This window comes from Pseudomonas cuatrocienegasensis (genome assembly GCF_900110925.1).
In the GTDB taxonomy this organism is placed as follows: domain Bacteria; phylum Pseudomonadota; class Gammaproteobacteria; order Pseudomonadales; family Pseudomonadaceae; genus Aquipseudomonas; species Aquipseudomonas cuatrocienegasensis.
Map to the genome: position 1 here is coordinate 1 of NZ_FOFP01000017.1, position 16,573 is coordinate 16,573.

Below are 16,573 nucleotides of genomic sequence, written 5' to 3' on the forward strand. Positions count from 1 at the left end.
ACGGTGGTGGCCCCCGAGGGCGCGTTCCGCTCCGCCATCCGCAACCCGAACATCAGCAACATTGCCCTGGTGTCGATGTTGGCCATCGTCGGCTATTTCGGCATCAGCTTCTGGTTGCCGCAGTACCTGGCGTTTGTCGCCCGCTACAACTTTGCCGAGGCCGCGGCCTATTCGGTGCTGTTCACCATCACCGGTGGTATTGGCCAGATCGCCTGGGGCTGGATCTCGGACCGGGTGGGCCGCAAGTTATGCCTGATCCTGGTATTCGCCTGGCTGGCCGTCGGTATCTACCTGTTCAAGTTCTCCTCGGTCAGCCTGACCTGGCTGATCTGCATCCAGCTGTTTGCCGGCTTTGCCATGAACGCGCCCTACACGCTGCTGTATGCGATTGCTTTTGACTCGGCCAAGCCTGGCTCTTCGGGTATCGCCGGTTCGATCGTCAACGTGGGTATTTACGCCGGTGGCTTCGGCCCGCTGGTGATCGGCTTGTTTATCGGTGCCGGTGGTGGTTTCGACCAGGCGGCAGGCTACAACTACGCGCTGTATTTCATCTCCGGGCTGATGGTGATAGCCGCGTTGATCACCGCGTTCTTCACACGGGAAACCACCGGCTGGTTCCTCAAACATGATCGGGCGCTGGTCTCCAAAGCGTCCTGCAACATGGCCACCTGAAGAGCGGCGTCGCGGCTTGTGACGCCACGTCAACAGACCCTCGGCAACACCTGAAACCTATAAAAAATCCCCATGGGATAGCCAAAATCAGGAGAAACACCATGTCAGTAATGAGCAATCAACAGTGGTTGACGCAGTTTGCCGAAACACTCAATAGCGATGCCGACTGGGTACAGGCCGCGCGTTATTTCGAGGGGCGGATTCAGTTCGACCACGACAGCGGTTCGGCGACCCTGAGCGTACTCGGCGGCAAGGTGGTGGGCAGCACGAACGAAGCCAACCCCCTGGGCGCAGATATCGTCGTGGTCGGGCCGGATGATGAGTGGCAGCGTGTGCTGGATGGCCGCATCGATTGGTTCGAGGCGCTGTCGCCGGGCCTCGGCCGGCTCGAGTTGCGCGGCAATGTGGTGGCGGCCTGGCGCCATGTCGATGTTATGGCGCGGGCCTTCGACGCAATGAGCCGCGTCGGCAAGAGCCAACAGCAGGAGGCGGTTGCCTGGTCTCCCGAGCCCAAACCGTCGGGCAAGGCCACCACCGGCCATTACATTACCGTTGATGGCATCCGTGTGTATTACGAGGAGGCCGGCGAGGGCCATCCGGTGGTCTGCTTCCACGCCGCCTCGCAGGACTCGCTGATGTACCGCCATGTGCTCGACGGGCTGTCCGATGAGTTTCGCGTAATTGCGATCGATGCACCGGGGCACTCCAAGTCGGAGCTGCCCGCTTCCGGCCCCTTCCACAGCCTGACGCGGCATGCCGAGTTCAACGAACGCTTGATGCAGGCCCTCGGTCTTGAGCACCCGGCCATCATCGGCTGCTCGATGGGCGGCAACCTGGTGCTTGAGTTGGGTGCGCGTAAGCCTGAAGGCTATGGCGCGATCATTTCCGCCGAAGGCGCGGACTACACGCCGACCGTGTCCGAGTTCTTCCTGGACATGCTGCTGATGAATGGCACGGAGATTATCGGCGCCTGGTCGCGTTCGATGACCGGATACCGCACCCCGCCGGATCGCGCCCGCGAAGTGGTCTGGCAAATATCGCGCACCACACCGCAGGTGATGCGCGGCGACCTAACGGGTTATGCCAATTTCGATCAGCGTACCCAGGTGGGCAAGATCAAGGCGCCGGTGATGCTGCTGCGCGGAGATGCCGACTGGCTGGTTTATCAGGAGAAAGTCGAGGAAACCGCCTCACGTATACCGGGCAGCAAAATCGCCGTGCTGGCGGGCACCGGCCATTATCCGATGACCGAGAACCCGCTGGAGTTCTGTGAGACGGTCCGCGAGTTCCTGCATGAAGCCGGGCTCGGAAATCGGGGCTGACTTGCCCCGCTTGGTGTATCACCGCGCGGTTGCCGAACAGCACCGTCGCGGCTCAACTGACTGATTCCCGTAAATAGATGAGTTTATGACATGACAGATTCCAGACATTCCGGGCGCGTCGTGCTGGTCACCGGTGCTGGTGGCGGTATCGGCGCGGCTATCGCTGAGCAGTATTGTCGGGAAGGCGCGGCGGTGGCCTTGGTGGACGCCGATGCGGCCAAGGTCGAGGCGCAGGCCGAGCAGTTGCGCGAGGCCGGCTTCAAGGTGAGCTGGGCGCATGCCGACGTAGCCGATTACGCCGGTTGTGCCCAGGCCTGCGAGCGGCTGAGCCAGGCGCTGGGGCCTATCGACACCCTGATCAATAACGCCGGCATCTCGCCCAAGCACAACGGCGCCCCGGCGCCGATCTGGCAGATGACGCCGGACGAGTGGCAGCGTGTTGTCGCGATCAACCTCAATGGTTCGTTCAACCTGGTGCGCATCCTGACGCCGTCCATGGTGGAGCGGCGCTTCGGGCGTATCGTCAACATGTCATCGGTGGCCGGCAGTGCGTTTCTGCCGCTGGTGGCGGCCCATTACAGCGCGACCAAGGCAGCCATTATCGGCTTTACCCGCCACCTGGCCGGCGAGCTGGGACCGTTTGGCATTACCGCCAACGCCCTGGCGCCGGGGAGGATCGAGACGCCGCTGCTCAAGACGGTATCGGCAGAGGCGAATCAGGCGGTGGTCGATGACACGCCACTGCGTCGGCTCGGCACCCCGCTGGAAGTGGCCCGTGCTGCCTGCTTTCTGACGTCGAGCGAAAGCGAGTTTATTACCGGCCAGGTCGTCGATGTGGCGGGCGGCTGGTTGATGCGCTGAGTGGTCAAGGCGTAGCCGTGAACCGGTTAGGCAATGTGCAGAGGGTCTGAGTCATGGTTAAAACAATGGGATTTCCGGGCCGCTACGAGCAGGGCCCCGGAGCATTGCAAGAGTTGGGCAGGGTGCTGGCGGACATGGGCCGGTCGCGGCCGTTGGTGTTGTGCGATGAGTTTGTGGCCGAGCATTTGTGGCCCGATGTCGCCCGTGCGCTGCAGGCATACGGCGTCGAGGCCACGCCCATTGTGTTCCCCGGTGAATGCACGCGGGCGGCGATTGCGCAGTTGTCCGAGCAGGCGCAGCCACTGGCGCCGGACACCGTCGTGGCGCTGGGCGGCGGCAAGACCATCGATACCGCCAAGGGCCTGTCGGTCAATCTTGGGGTGCCGATCATCGTCTGCCCCACCATCGCCTCAAGCGATGCGCCCACCAGTCGGCTGATCGTGCTGTATGACGAGAGCCACAAGGTGGTTGGGGTGGAGTACCTGAAGATGAACCCCTCGGCGGTCATCGTCGACACTCAGGTGATCGCCCAGGCGCCGGCGCGTTTCTTCGCCGCCGGCATTGGCGATGCCATCAGCAAGAAGTTCGAGGCCCACCAGTGCCACGCGGCGGGCGGCAACAACTCCTTCGGCACGCCGGCCCTGCACACCGCGCTGATGCTGACCGACATGGTCTTCGACACCCTGATGCAATACGGCGTCGCCGCCTACCAGGCGGTGTGCCGTAACGAGGTCAATGACGATGTCGAGCGGGTGGTGGAAGGCACGGTGCTGATCAGTGGGGTGGGCTTTGAAAGTGGCGGCCTGTCGCTGTCCCACGCGCTGGTTCGTGGCCTGACCTCGATCCCGACCATGGCCGCAATGCTGCATGGCGAGCTGGTTGCGTTCGGCACCCTGGTGCAAATGGCTGTCGAGGAGCGGCCAGTCGCGGAAATCAGTCGGGTCGCGCACCTGCTGCAGGCCGTGAAGCTGCCCGTCACCCTCGCTGAGCTGGGCCAGACCCAGCCGCTGAGCGCCGCCGAACTCGACACCTTGGTCGGCGCAACCTTGTCGGCCGCCTATGCCAAGAACATGCAACCGGCGTTGACCTACGAGCGTCTGGTCCGTGGCTTGGCGGCCGCCGACCACCTCGGTGCCGGGCTCAAGAGTACCAAGCCTGCCGCTGTGTGATGCGGCATTAACCGCCAGCCTGGGTGCTGCAAATAACTACAAGAGTGAGATCAATAAAATGACCGAGAAAACCGTTCCCCACGTCCACGACCTGCTCAAAGACTCGCCGAAAAACTGGGGCAAATGGGGCCCCGATGACGAAGTGGGCGCGCTCAATTACCTGACAGGTGTTGAAGTGCTGCAGGGCATTGCCGAGGTTAAGCAAGGCAAGACCTTCACCCTGCAGGTGCGTATCGGTGACCCCAAAGGCGACCCGGTTTGGCCGGGTCGCTCCCAGGCCCGACGCATGAACATCATGGACCGTGGCCACTACAACTGCGGCAAAGGCCCGCACTTTCCCGGCTCTTATGAATACGCCGATGACGTGATGTTTTTCCACCTCCAAGGCTCGACGCAGTACGACGCCCTGGGCCACGTCTGGTATGACGATCAGATCTGGAACGGCTATGACGCCGACACCACCATAGGCTCCCTGGCCAAGGCCAGCGTCGCGCCGATTGGTGAGCGCGGCGTGGTGGGGCGCGGCATTCTTATCGATATGGCGCGTTACCGCGGCAAGGCTGTGCTCGACCCCGGCGAAACCTTCAACCACCTGGACCTGATGAACGCCGCCAAAGCCCAGGGCGTGACCATCAACAAGCGCGATATCCTGATTATCCGCACCGGCTGGATCGGCTCCTTCTACCACCGCGAGTCCGAGGAGTTTTACAAAGACTTTATCGAGCCTGGGCTGACTTACAGCCCTGAGCTGGTCCAGTGGTTCCAGGAGATGGAAATCCCCAACATCGTGACCGACACCATCGCCAACGAAGTGACCGTGGACCCGGTCTCGGGCGTGGCCTTGCCGCTGCACAATGCGCTGATGCGCAACCTGGGCATCACGCTCACCGAGATCGCGCTGCTCGACCCGCTGGCCGAGGACTGCGCCGCTGATAATCAGTGGACCTTCCTCTACACCGCAGCGCCCCTGAAAGTGGTCGGCGGGACTGGCGCACCGGTCAACCCTATCGTCATCAAGTAACGCGGCTGTCAGCTGGGGCTCTGTAGAGCCCCAACGCTTTAGCTCGCCTGTAGAACGCACTCCCGGGGTCTATCTGATCCTGTGAGTTGAGGTGTGTGTCGGTGCATTGTTCCTTCTGTGCTCTGGCGTCATAGGTGGTGTGCTCTTGGCGCTATTTTCACGGCCAGATCGCTGCCATAACCTCTGAATCAGCCGTAATCGCCATGCAGAGCCCGTGCAGCGATTGCGAGAAAACCAACTGAAGAGGACTCAACGTGAACACTCCTGTTAAGCCTGATGAACTGGCGATTCCCTACCAATTGCCGCAAGTCCCGTACATGACCCCCGACATGGTTCACCCCGGTGTAATGACCACCTGGCTGGAAGATGACAACCTGTGGGTGCCGGTAACCAAATCCGTGTCGTTCAAGCCCCTGCTGCTCAGCACCACCGGCGGCTACTACATCAACCTGCTGCGCGTGCGCCAGGCCGGTGTACTGTCGCGTCATCGGCACACCGGTGGTGTCCACGCCATCGTGCTCAAAGGCCGCTGGTATTACCTGGAGCACGATTGGGTCGCTGAAGAGGGCTCGTTCGCCTACGAGCCGCCGGGCGAAACCCACACGCTGTTCGTGCCCGAAGACGTCGAAGAAATGATCACCTGGTTCCATGTGCAAGGTGGCTACACTTACGTCGACCCCCAGGGTGTCGCGGTAGGCTATGAGGACGTGTTCACCAAGCTCGAAACCGCCCGTGCCCACTACAAGACCCTGGGCCTGCCGGATGACTACATCGAGCAGTTCATCCGGTAAACCGGACGGTCTGAAAAAACGCGCTCCGGCGCGTTTTTTTCAGCGCCCACTTCGGCACCGCGTCGCGACCATTACGCAGGACGATGCATGGACAATTACTCACAATTACTCGCGTTTATCTGGTCCACGGAATGTGGCAGTTTTTCGGCCGCTGCCCGGGTGCACAAGATGACGCCATCAGCCGTGAGCAAGCTGATTACCCGGCTGGAGAATCGGCTGCAGGTGCGCTTGTTCCAGCGCGGCTCCCGGGTGCTCACCCTGACCGAAGAAGGCGCGGCCTACCTGCGCAGTGCCAAGGCCGTGGTGGATGCAATGAATGAGGCCGATTCGCTGGCCGAGGCGTTACCGTCCAGGGTCAGCGGCACGCTGCGGCTGCACACCATGACCTCGTTCGCCAAACACCAGATCGTGCCCTGGTTGCCCGAGTTTATGGACCTGTACCCGGCGCTGGATGTGGAAATACAACTGGGCGCGCAATTCGTCGATCACTTCGAGCAAGGGCTGGATATCGCCATCCACAGCGGCGTGTTGCCCAGCTCGTCGCGCATCGCCAAGCGTATCGGCGAGACGCAGTGGCTGATCTGCGCGTCGCCACAGTACCTGGCCGAGCATGGCACCCCCGCGGTGCCGGCGGACCTGCTGCAGCATCGCTGCTTTAATTTCAGCTTTGTCAGCCCGTGGAACAAGTGGTCGTTCTTGCAGGAAGGCGAGGGGATCTCGGTGCCCATCACCGCCAGGGCGTCGTTCACCCAGGGCGATTTGCTGCGCGACATGGCGCTTTCCGGGGCCGGCATCGTCAAGCTGGCGGACTTTCATATTGGCCTGGACATCAAGGCCGGCACCCTGGTGCCGCTGCTTGAGGCGTTCACTACCGGGGTCGTTGAACCGGTCTATCTGCTGTATTCAGACCGCAAACACCTGAGCCCACGGATTCGGGTGTTTATCGAATTCTTTCAGGAAAAATGGCGGCAGCATCCCTGGAAGTTGAACTAGCGCCTAGCTGGTTTCTCCACCGCCAAGCTCTCTTAGCCCGCATACGCGCGGCATTTCTAAGCGCCACTGCGCGGCGCCTACCATCCCCCGTTCCCCGCGCGGCGCCGCCCTGGCCCGTGCATCTGCTGCGGCTAAGCCATAGGCTTTGACCCTGCTGTAGCGGCTGGGGACTCTTCTGCCCAGGTTGCGCTGCGCAACGTTATTCACGAATAGATTCGCGCCTACCAAGGCATTGTTTTGCTGACGCCTTGACGTGGGCTTGGCGCGCCTTCAGGTAACGGCACGTCAGGGAGGGCAATGAGAAACCAATAATATTGGTTTACAAGATACTTATCTTTGATAAATATAAGGCCCTGTGCAGGCACGACCACTGCGCGTTGCGGGAGGTTCGCTCACGGGAGCTTCTGCCGCGTGAATGCTGAATGCACGCGGCCAGGTGCGCGCTGGCTGTGCAGGTATCACCGAAACCCTTGTGTAGAGCGCCGGTCGCCGGCTGTGGTTCGAGGTTACTGTTCCGTTCTAATTGCCATCAACACTAACAAGAATAGGAAAATAGTATGGATATGATGTCTGCTGCCCGGCTCCATGACGTGGCCAGCCCCTTCGTTGTCGACCGTGTGCCGGTCCCCACCCCGGGGGACGATGATGTGCTGGTACGGGTGCGCGCCTGCGCACTGGTGCCGAACCTTAAGAACGTTGCCTACCACTACCCCGAGTGGTTCCCGTTCTTGCCGTTACCGCCGCTGCCGGCCATCTATGGCCTCGATCCGGCCGGTGAAATTGTCGCCGTGGGCAGCCATGTCGGTGGCCTGAAGCCGGGCCAGCGGGTTTACGTCAACCCGGCTCGTTCGTGTGGCGCGTGCATCAAGTGCCGGCGTGGCGATACCGTGAGCTGCTCGTCGTTCACCCTGGCCGGCTATTTTGGCTGCGGGCCTGGCTCTAAGCAGGTGTTCGAGCGCTACCCGTCGGGCGGTTTTGCCGAGTACATGATCGCCCCGGCCTCCGCCATCGTGACGCTGCCTGATGAGGTGACGTTCGAGCAGGCCTCCCGCTTCGGTTACCTGGGCACCTCCTATGCGGCGCTGTGCCATGCCCAGGCCGGCCCGCAAACCAGTGTCCTGATCAATGGTGCGACAGGCACCCTGGGGGTTGGCGCGACCCTGCTTGCGCTGGCGATGGGCGTGCCCAAGATTCTCGCCGTGGCCCGCAACGAGGCGCTCTTGAGTGAACTCAAGGCTCTGGATCCGAAGCGCATCATCACCTACTCGACCAAGGCCGGCCCTTGCACCGACTGGGCCAGGGAGAATACCGACGGTTTTGGTCCTGACTGCGTGATCGAGGCATTAGGCCCCGATGCCCCGCCGGAAGCGACCATGGCGGCCATTCAGTCGGTATCCCGAGGCGGTCGGATTGTCACCGTGGGCGGCATGGATAAAGAACTGCCGATCAGCCCGATCTGGCTTATGGTCAATCAGATTTCCTACATCGGCTCCGCCTGGTTCACCACGGCACAAGGGCAGGACATGGCGGTGATGGCCCAGTCCGGTACGCTCGACCTGTCGCGCCTGGAGCAGCAGTGCTTCGAGCTGGATCAGGTCAATCATGCGCTGGATGCGGCCCATCACCGTGAGCGCGGCGGCTTTATCAACATAGTGGTGAAACCATGACTACCTCATCAACGCACACTCAACCCACCGACGGCGCCACGCTGCGGGTTGTCACGGTAATAGGCGCGGATGGCCGTTCTGGCATTCACGACAATCAGCTCGGCCCACGGGTCTATTACTACCGGCACATCCCCGGGATGGCCACCTCCATCCTTTGGGCCACCACGGCCGATGCCGTGCTGCCCGAAGGCTTTGTGGACCCCGTGCCGAGCCTGGCATCGCTGCACCCAAGCCCAGGTGGCAGCGTGTTCATGACCCTGACGCTGCCGCCCGATGCGCTGTTTGCCACGCCAGGGTTCGACTTTGCAGCCGCAGCCCTCGAGCAGGCTCAGCAGGCACCGGGCCTGGCCGAGCTGTTTGAGCCTGCCGCGCCGGGGTTTCATACCACCGAGACGGTCGATTACGTGACCGTGCTCGATGGTGAAGTCTGGCTCGAAACCGACACCCAAGAAGTCCGCCTGGGGCTGCACGACAGCGTGGTGCAAAACGGCACGCGGCATGCCTGGCGCAACAAAAGCAGCAAACCCGCCACCTTATCGGTGGTGCTGGTGGGCGTGCATCGCCAGCCGGTTACGGCGCGCGACTAAGCCAGAAAAGCCCTCGCGGCTCCAGCACTGGAGCCCTTACGAGCGCGGACTTCTGCATTGAACCCCGCGCTCGTCCCTCATACGCCCGCCACCTTTTGGCCGGTTTCGTCTGCGCCTTGCCTGCGCGCCGCCCCTCTATTTTGCCCAGGCCGCACGCCTGCACAGATGCCTGTGCGCGCCCTGATGACGCGGCGCGCAGGGGCGCCTGACAGGCTGTCGGCGTGCTTACAAATTAGGCCAATCACCGGTTGATTTATATTTAATTTATACTTATCGTTGATAACGAGATTGGCCGATCTTACCGGGCGTGCCACTCGCGGGCGTGATCCAGTTGGGAGAAATAGCTCCCTGCCAGGGCTGCGACCGATGGTCTGCAAAAAAAGCTCCTTGAGAGCCAATAACAAAAACAAAAAATCTGGAGACACCCCATGGTATTGCGACTGCATGCGTTGAGCAGCACCTCTGGTTTGCTGGCATTTAGCTCACTGCTGGTTGGTTTGTCGGCCTCGCTGCCGACGACGGCTGCAGAGAACGGGCAAATTCACTACCCCATCGGGGTAAACACCATCATGAATGCCGCCTTGCCTGCCCCAGGCGAAACCGGCTTCTACCTCTATACCCAGTACTACGAAAGCACGCGTTTGAATGATCGCAACGGCGATGCCATCGACGCCGATTTCAAGGCGCAGGTGTATGCGGTGGTGCCCCGCATCGTGCATACGTGGAAGGACACCTACGGGCCGTTCTCCTTATCCTCGGGCGTCATTCTGCCGATGACCCGCGTCGAGCTTGAGGCGTTCGGCCGCAGAGACACCAGCACCGGGATGGGCGACCCCGTTCTGGCGCCGCTCTACGTCAACTACGTCAACTCCACGGGAACCCTGTTCGCCTATGCCGGCCCGGAGATTTACGTGCCGGTGGGCAAGTACGACAAGGACCGGCTGGCCAATAACGGGCTCAACTACTGGGCCGTGGCGCCCACGGCCAGCGTGACCTGGCTACCAACCCCGCGCTGGGAACTCTCGGCGACGCTCTATTCCGAGTTCAACCTGAAGAACGAGGACACCGATTACCGCTCCGGTACGAGCGTGAGCCTGGATTTCGATGTGGCGTATCGCCCACTGACTGCGCTGCCTAAGCTGAAAGTAGCGGTGCAGGGCTTTGCTATGAAGCAATACACCGATGATGAGCAGTTTGGCCAAGACATTCCCGGCGGCAATCGCGGCAGAGCGTTTGGCTTGGGTCCACAGGTCTCCTATGACATCGCCGGAGTAGGGGCTGTGCTGGTCAAGTACCAGAAAGAGTTTGGGGTCGAAAACCGCTCTTCAGGCAATCGCTTCTGGTTTGAGCTGGCGCTGCCGCTGTGAGCATTCTTCACGCTAAATAAAAATTAAACGAAGAGGTGTCGTATGGAAAACATGCTTGCCGCCCGGCTCCACAGTGTTGCCCAGCCGTTTACTGTTGATCGGATCGAGATACCTGTCCCTGGCGATAACGACGTGCTGGTGCGCGTACGTGCGTGCGGGATGGTGCCTAACCTGAAGAACGTGGCTTATCACTACCCCGAATGGTTCCCTTTTCTGCCCTTGCCCAGGCTTCCCGCCGTCTATGGGCTGGACCCGGCCGGCGAGATTGTGGGCCTCGGGCGACAAGTAGATGGCTTGGCCATTGGCCAGCGGGTTTACGTCAACCCGGCTCGCTCCTGCGGCGCCTGTGAAAAATGCCGGCGTGGCGACAGGGTCGCCTGCTCATCTTTCACCTTTGCCGGCTATTTTGGCTTTGGCCCAGGCTCGGCCAAGGTGTTTGAGCGTTACCCCAGTGGTGGCTTTGCACAATACATGGTGGCGCCTGCCTCCAGCATCGTCAGCTTGCCCGACGAAGTCAGCTTTGAAGAAGCCAGCCGCTTCGGCTATTTAGGCACCTCCTATGCCGCACTGCGCCACGGCCAGGTCGGGCCCGATACCCGCGTTTTAATCAATGGTGCATCGGGCACCCTGGGTGTGGGTGCAACGCTGTTGGCCCTGGCCATGGGCGTGCCGAAAATTCTTGCGGTCGCGCGCAATGAAAAACTGCTGGCCGAGCTAAAAGCGCTCGACCCCAAACGCATCGTGACCCATTCAACCTTGCACGGCCCCTGTACCGAGTGGGCGAAGGCCGAGACCGACGGCCACGGCCCTGATGTGATGATTGAAGCGCTAGGCCCCGATGCGCCGGTGGAGGCAACGCTCGCGGCCATGCACTCGGTCAGTCGCTGCGGGCGGATTGTGACCATTGGCGGCATGGAAAAAGACCTGCCGATCAATCCCATCTGGATCATGTGCAGCCAGATTGCCTACCAGGGGTCGGTCTGGTTCACCACCGCGCAAGGCGAGGACATGGCCAAAATGATCAAGGCCGGCACCCTGGATCTCTCGACACTGCGCCACCAGCGTTTCGGGTTGGATGAGGTCAACCAGGCCCTGGACGCCGCGCAGCACCGTGACCATGGCGGTTTCAACAACATAGTAGTGATGCCCTGAGCGGCACCGTCACCGGCGCCCTGGCCCTGTGATGGGCAGGGCCTGGGCGCGTCTTGGCCAGCAGGGCTGCTGCGTGAGGAATGAACAATGGCCTCCACGATGTTTCACAAAGTCTTCAGCCGCCACCTGGTTGAGCCGCAAACTGCCGATTGCCCGGCCGTGCTGTATGTCGATTTTCACCTGCTTAACGAAGTCACCTCCCCGCAAGCGTTCGCCCAGCTGCACGCCCGCGGGCTGAATGTGGCAAGGCCCCGGCAAGCGCTCGCGATGATCGACCATGCCACGCCAACGCTGCCGGCCAGCCCCGACGGGCAGCGGGCCTATGTGTCGGTGCAGGCGCGTGAACAGGTCGAGATGCTGGCGCTAAACGCCGCGCGGCATGGCATTGATTTTTTGGGATGGGAGGACCCGCGTCGCGGCATCGTCCATGTGGTGGGACCGGAGTTGGGCTACACCCTGCCAGGCATGACGATTGTCTGCGGCGATAGCCATACCTCCACCCATGGCGCCTTTGGCGCGCTGGCGTTTGGTATCGGCACCTCCGAAGTGGCGCATGTCCTGGCGACCCAGTGTTTGCTGCAGACGGAGGCCAAAACCCTGCGGGTCAACATCGAGGGGTCGCTGCGCCCCGGTGTCACGGCCAAGGACCTCGCCTTGACCGTGATCACCGAGCTTGGCGCGGCCGGGGGCACCGGCTACGTGATTGAGTATGCCGGCGAGGCCGTGCGCAACCTGACCATGGAAGGGCGGATGACCCTGTGCAATATGACCATCGAATGCGGCGCGCGCGCCGGGATGATCGCGCCCGACCAGGTCACGCTTGACTGGCTGCGCGGTCGCCCGGCGCTGCCCGCAGATTTCGAGGCGCGAGTGGCGGGGTGGCTCAGCCTGGCCACGGATGCCGGAGCACTGTTTGACCGGGAAGTGCAGATTGATGCGAGCACCGTCGCGCCGATGATCACCTGGGGCACCACGCCCGATACCGCCATTTCTGTGCAGGGCGTGATCCCGGCACACAGCGGCGATAGCGTCCACGAACAGGCGCTGCAGTACATGCAATTGCGTCCGGGCCAGGCCCTGCTGGGCATACCGATTGATGTGGTGTTTATCGGCAGTTGCACCAACGGGCGGTTGGTCGATCTGCGGGCTGCCGCGCACATCTTGCGTGGCCGAAAAATCGCCCCGACCGTCACCTTGCTGGTCGTGCCTGGTTCGCAAGCCGTGCGCGCCCAAGCCGAGGCAGAGGGCCTGGACCGCATCTTTATCGAGGCCGGCGGCGAGTGGCGCCTCTCCGGCTGCTCCATGTGCCTGGGGATGAACGGCGACCTGGTGCCGCCCGGTCAGCGGGTGGTCTCCACCTCCAACCGCAACTTTGTCGGGCGCCAAGGCCCTGGCTCGCGCACCGTGCTGGCCAGCCCGGAGACGGCGGCGGCCTGCGCATTAATGGGGGCGATTGCTGACCACCGCGAGGTACACCGCCATGGCTAAGCCCTTTGTGCGCCTGAGCAGCGGCCTCGTTGTGCTCGATCAAGACAACATCGACACCGATCAAATAGTGCCAGCGCGCTTTATGACCACCCTGAGCAGCGCGGGGCTGGCGCAAGCTTTGTTCGCCGATGCCCGCAATATCAACCTCGGGCAACACCCCCTGGACACCGCCTGGCCCGAGCAGCAGCGAATTTTGCTGGGTGGCCATAATTTTGGTTGCGGCTCATCGCGCGAGCATGCTGTGTGGGCGATTCGTGACTTTGGCTTTGAGGCGGTGCTGGCGCCACGGATTGCCGATATTTTCCGCAGCAACGCACTCAATAACGGCCTGCTTGCGCTGGAAATCTCGACAGGTTTGTACGCCCGCCTGGTCAGCCAGAGAGATGCGCGCCTCACCCTGGACCTGCAGGCGCAAACCTTGAGCGACGACAGCGGCGCGGTCGAAACCTTTGCCATTGATCCTTTCGCGCGCTACTGCCTGCTGCGCGGCATTGACCGGTTGGACTACCTGCTGCAGAAAAACCAGCAGGTGAATGCCTACGAGGAGGGCCGTTAGCCCTCAGCTAGTCATGGAAATCGAACAGCTCACTGCGCCGCGAGCCTTGGCGGAACATCTTTTTAAGCAGCGCCATCAGCATGTCGCGTTCGACAGGGGTGAACCCTTCGGTGTAGCTGTTTTCGAGTTCAACCACGCGCTCCTGAATGCTCGCCATGAAGCTCTCGCCTTTCTCCGTCAGCGCCAGGCCGGTGGCGCGGCGGTCGTGGGGCAGGCGCTGGCCGATGATCAGGCCGGCAGCGGTCAACTCCTTGACCAGGCGAACCATGTTGGGTTCGCGAAAAGCCAGCAGCGAGGCCACGAAACCCTGGCGCACGCCTGGGTTGGCGCCGATCAGCGCCAGGGTCGCGTAGCTGCCGGGGGTCAGCCCGGTCTCGCCCAGTATCTCGTAAAAACCACGAAAGGCCTGCACCTGGCAGGCGCGGATCAAAAAGCCAAAAGTATCCGTCAGCACTGACAGATCGCATTCCTCCGCTGGAGCTGCATTGGGTTCATCAGCGGCAATCGAGCGCGGGCGGCGCACCGTTTTACTTACTCGTTTCACGTCGTATTTCTCTCTTTTTTCTTAGCCGTCGCGGTTACTCGTCTGGGCGAACTGACGCGACCTAGTCCCCACAAGTGTGTGCTGCGCGATACGCCTCAACGACCTTAAACGCGGTCGTAAGTGCCCACAGCATACGCGCTGGCATAGCCCCTGCCCATCACGCGGGAGGGCGCCATGGAAAAGCCTAATCACGATACCGGAGCGCTTGACAGCATGAAACTAGAAATCTAGGATACTTATCAATGATAAGAAAAATACTGTGAACGGAGCCCCTCATGAACCTAAGCCCTGCGACCGATCGCACCTTTCCCATGAACAGTTGGTATGTCGCTGCCTGGGACTATGAGTTGGAGCACAAGCTGTTGGCGCGCAAGATCTGCGACCAGCCGGTTGTGCTCTACCGCTGCAAGGATGGCACGCCGGTGGCCCTGGAAGATGCCTGCTGGCATCGCCTCCTGCCGTTGTCTGCCGGCTCGCTGGTCAACGACGAGGTGCGCTGTGGCTACCATGGCCTGGTGTTCAACCCGCAGGGGCGCTGCACCCACATGCCCTCTCAGGAAACACTCAACCCCTCGGCCTGCGTCAAGACCTATCCCTTGGTCGAGCGTCATCGCTTCGTCTGGATATGGATGGGGGAGGCCGCCAAGGCGGACCCTGACCTGATCCCCGACGTATTCCAGAATCATCACCCGCAGTGGTCCGGTGATGGCGGCATCACCGACCTTGCCTGCGACTACCGGTTGTTGGTCGACAACCTCATGGACCTGACCCACGAAACCTACGTACACGGCTCCAGCATTGGTAACGATGCGGTGGCCGAGGCGCCCTTCACCGTGCGGCATACCGACGACAACGTCTTCCTGACACGCTGGATGCTGGACATTGATCCGCCGCCCTTCTTCAAGAAGCAGCTCGGCAAGCCGGGCAACGTGGATCGCTGGCAGATGATCACCTTCCACAGCGCCGCCACCGTGACCATTGATGTCGGCGTGGCACCTACCGGCACGGGTGCGCCAGAGGGGGACCGCAGCGCCGGCCTGAGCGGTTTCGTCATCCACTCAGCCACCCCGGTCAATGCCACGAGCTGCCGCTATTTCTGGGCCTTCCTGCGTAACTACAAGCTGGCGGACCAGCGCCTTACCACCGAATGGCGCGAGGCGGCGCGGCGTATTTTCGGCGAGGACAAGAGCGTACTCGAACTGCAGCAAAAGGCCGTTGAGCAGTACCCGGACCGCGAATTCTACTTCCTCAATATCGACGGCGGGGCGATGTGGGCCCGTCGCCTGATTGATCGCCAGATCGCGGCGGAAATCGCCCAGCCGGATACCGCCAAGCTGATCCTGCGCCAGGCCGCAGGCTAAGGCCTGTAGCCCGCACCAGCGCCTGTCGGCTGTTCGACTTTCACCTTTTGTCGAGTTCTAAACCATGCACTTTCATGACGCATCCATTACCGCCGTTGTGCCCCTGTGCGAGGACGTGCGGCGTATCGAGATCGAGTTCCCGGTCAGCCTGCCTGTCTTCGATCCGGGCAGTCATCTGGACCTCAAAATCTACGTCGGCGGGCGCAGCGAAATCCGCTCCTATTCCGTGGTTGAGCACAGTGCGCCCCGGCGTCTGGTGATCGCCGTGCGGCGCTTGCCGCAGAGCCGTGGCGGCTCGCTGTATATGCACCAGTTGCAGGCCGGCGACCGGCTCGAAGCCACCCTGCCCAGCAACCACTTCACCCTGGGGCTGGACGCCGAAGAAGTGCTGCTGATTGCCGGTGGCATCGGCGTGACGCCGCTCATTGGCATGGCCCGGCAACTGAAGGCGCTGAACATCCCGTTGTGCTTTGCCTACCTGGGCCGCTCGCGCGCTGCCATGCCGTTTCTCGACAGCCTGAGCGAGGAGTTTGCCGAGCAGTTGCTGGTCTGGGCGGACGAGGAGCGCGGCGTGATTGACCTGCACGCCCTACTGGCGCCGCTCTCCAGTGCCGGCGAGGTCTACATGTGCGGGCCGGTGCCCATGATGGACGCCGTTCGTAGCCTGTGGCGCGCGCAACAGCGCGCGGCTGCGCGGCTGCGCTTTGAGACCTTCGGCGGGGCCGGTGTGATCCCTGCGCAATCCTTTCGCGTGCAGGTGCCTGCGCGCGGGCTGGACTTCATGGTGCCGGCCAACCGTTCGCTGCTCGATGCCCTCGATGAAGCCGGCGCGGAGCCGCTCTATAGCTGCCGACGAGGCGAGTGCGGCCTGTGCGCGGTCGAGGTGCTGGCGCTCGATGGCGAGCTTGACCACCGCGATGTGTTTTTCAGTGAGCGCCAGAAGCAGGAAGGCCAGCACCTCTGCGCCTGCGTGTCGCGCGTGGTTGGCAGTATCACCGTCGAGTTGCCCTAAACCGCAGTGT

Annotated in this window: 16 protein-coding genes; 15 read left to right on the forward strand and 1 reads right to left on the reverse strand. The window is 62.0% G+C overall.

What is annotated here, in order from left to right; all coding sequences use genetic code 11:
* The 13 genes from BMW49_RS19600 to leuD form a co-directional block, all read left to right on the forward strand.
* Positions 1-672: MFS transporter (locus BMW49_RS19600; protein WP_139205709.1), on the forward strand; the 672-nt coding region annotated here is incomplete at its 5' end.
* Between the two features lie 101 nt (positions 673-773).
* Positions 774-1,994, forward strand: coding sequence for an alpha/beta fold hydrolase (locus BMW49_RS19605; protein WP_069519451.1), 1,221 nt, complete (start codon positions 774-776; stop codon positions 1,992-1,994).
* Positions 1,995-2,084: 90 nt separating this feature from the next.
* Positions 2,085-2,855: an SDR family oxidoreductase gene (locus tag BMW49_RS19610; protein ID WP_069519452.1), complete on the forward strand. Its 771-nt coding sequence runs from the start codon at positions 2,085-2,087 to the stop codon at positions 2,853-2,855.
* Between the two features lie 65 nt (positions 2,856-2,920).
* On the forward strand, positions 2,921-4,024 hold the full coding sequence (locus BMW49_RS19615; protein ID WP_244168379.1) for a glycerol dehydrogenase: 1,104 nt from the start codon (positions 2,921-2,923) through the stop codon (positions 4,022-4,024).
* A 58-nt stretch (positions 4,025-4,082) separates the two neighbouring features.
* Positions 4,083-5,045 carry a cyclase family protein gene (locus BMW49_RS19620; RefSeq protein ID WP_069519454.1) on the forward strand — a complete coding sequence of 321 codons (963 nt, stop codon included), beginning with the start codon at positions 4,083-4,085 and terminating at the stop codon, positions 5,043-5,045.
* A gap of 254 nt (positions 5,046-5,299) precedes the next feature.
* Positions 5,300-5,836: a 2,4'-dihydroxyacetophenone dioxygenase family protein gene (locus tag BMW49_RS19625; protein ID WP_069519455.1), complete on the forward strand. Its 537-nt coding sequence runs from the start codon at positions 5,300-5,302 to the stop codon at positions 5,834-5,836.
* An 87-nt stretch (positions 5,837-5,923) separates the two neighbouring features.
* Positions 5,924-6,829, forward strand: a complete 906-nt coding sequence (locus BMW49_RS19630) for a LysR family transcriptional regulator (protein WP_069519456.1) — start codon at positions 5,924-5,926, stop codon at positions 6,827-6,829.
* A 557-nt stretch (positions 6,830-7,386) separates the two neighbouring features.
* Entirely contained in the window at positions 7,387-8,496 is a 1,110-nt protein-coding gene (locus tag BMW49_RS19635; RefSeq protein ID WP_069519457.1) for an alcohol dehydrogenase catalytic domain-containing protein, read from the forward strand.
* Positions 8,493-9,083: a cupin domain-containing protein gene (locus BMW49_RS19640; RefSeq protein WP_069519458.1), complete on the forward strand. Its 591-nt coding sequence runs from the start codon at positions 8,493-8,495 to the stop codon at positions 9,081-9,083. Before BMW49_RS19635 ends, BMW49_RS19640 begins: the two co-directional genes overlap by 4 nt.
* Positions 9,084-9,511: 428 nt before the next feature.
* Positions 9,512-10,450 carry a SphA family protein gene (locus tag BMW49_RS19645; RefSeq protein WP_069519459.1) on the forward strand — a complete coding sequence of 313 codons (939 nt, stop codon included), beginning with the start codon at positions 9,512-9,514 and terminating at the stop codon, positions 10,448-10,450.
* 42 nt (positions 10,451-10,492) lie between these two features.
* Positions 10,493-11,602, forward strand: coding sequence for an alcohol dehydrogenase catalytic domain-containing protein (locus BMW49_RS19650; RefSeq protein ID WP_170829056.1), 1,110 nt, complete (start codon positions 10,493-10,495; stop codon positions 11,600-11,602).
* An 87-nt stretch (positions 11,603-11,689) separates the two neighbouring features.
* Positions 11,690-13,090 carry a 3-isopropylmalate dehydratase large subunit gene (gene leuC, locus BMW49_RS19655; protein WP_069519460.1) on the forward strand — a complete coding sequence of 467 codons (1,401 nt, stop codon included), beginning with the start codon at positions 11,690-11,692 and terminating at the stop codon, positions 13,088-13,090.
* Positions 13,083-13,646: a 3-isopropylmalate dehydratase small subunit gene (leuD, locus tag BMW49_RS19660; RefSeq protein ID WP_069519461.1), complete on the forward strand. Its 564-nt coding sequence runs from the start codon at positions 13,083-13,085 to the stop codon at positions 13,644-13,646. Before leuC ends, leuD begins: the two co-directional genes overlap by 8 nt.
* Positions 13,647-13,653: 7 nt before the next feature.
* On the opposite strand, the gene BMW49_RS19665 is transcribed toward leuD, so the two are convergent.
* Positions 13,654-14,190: a MarR family winged helix-turn-helix transcriptional regulator gene (locus tag BMW49_RS19665; RefSeq protein ID WP_083251762.1), complete on the reverse strand. Its 537-nt coding sequence runs from the start codon at positions 14,188-14,190 to the stop codon at positions 13,654-13,656.
* A 275-nt stretch (positions 14,191-14,465) separates the two neighbouring features.
* On the opposite strand from BMW49_RS19665, the gene BMW49_RS19670 reads away from it, so the two are divergent.
* Positions 14,466-15,551, forward strand: a complete 1,086-nt coding sequence (locus BMW49_RS19670) for an aromatic ring-hydroxylating dioxygenase subunit alpha (protein ID WP_069519463.1) — start codon at positions 14,466-14,468, stop codon at positions 15,549-15,551.
* A gap of 64 nt (positions 15,552-15,615) precedes the next feature.
* Positions 15,616-16,563 (forward strand): PDR/VanB family oxidoreductase, encoded by a 948-nt coding sequence (locus BMW49_RS19675; protein ID WP_069519464.1) that lies wholly within the window; start codon positions 15,616-15,618, stop codon positions 16,561-16,563.
* Positions 16,564-16,573 lie beyond the last annotated feature (10 nt).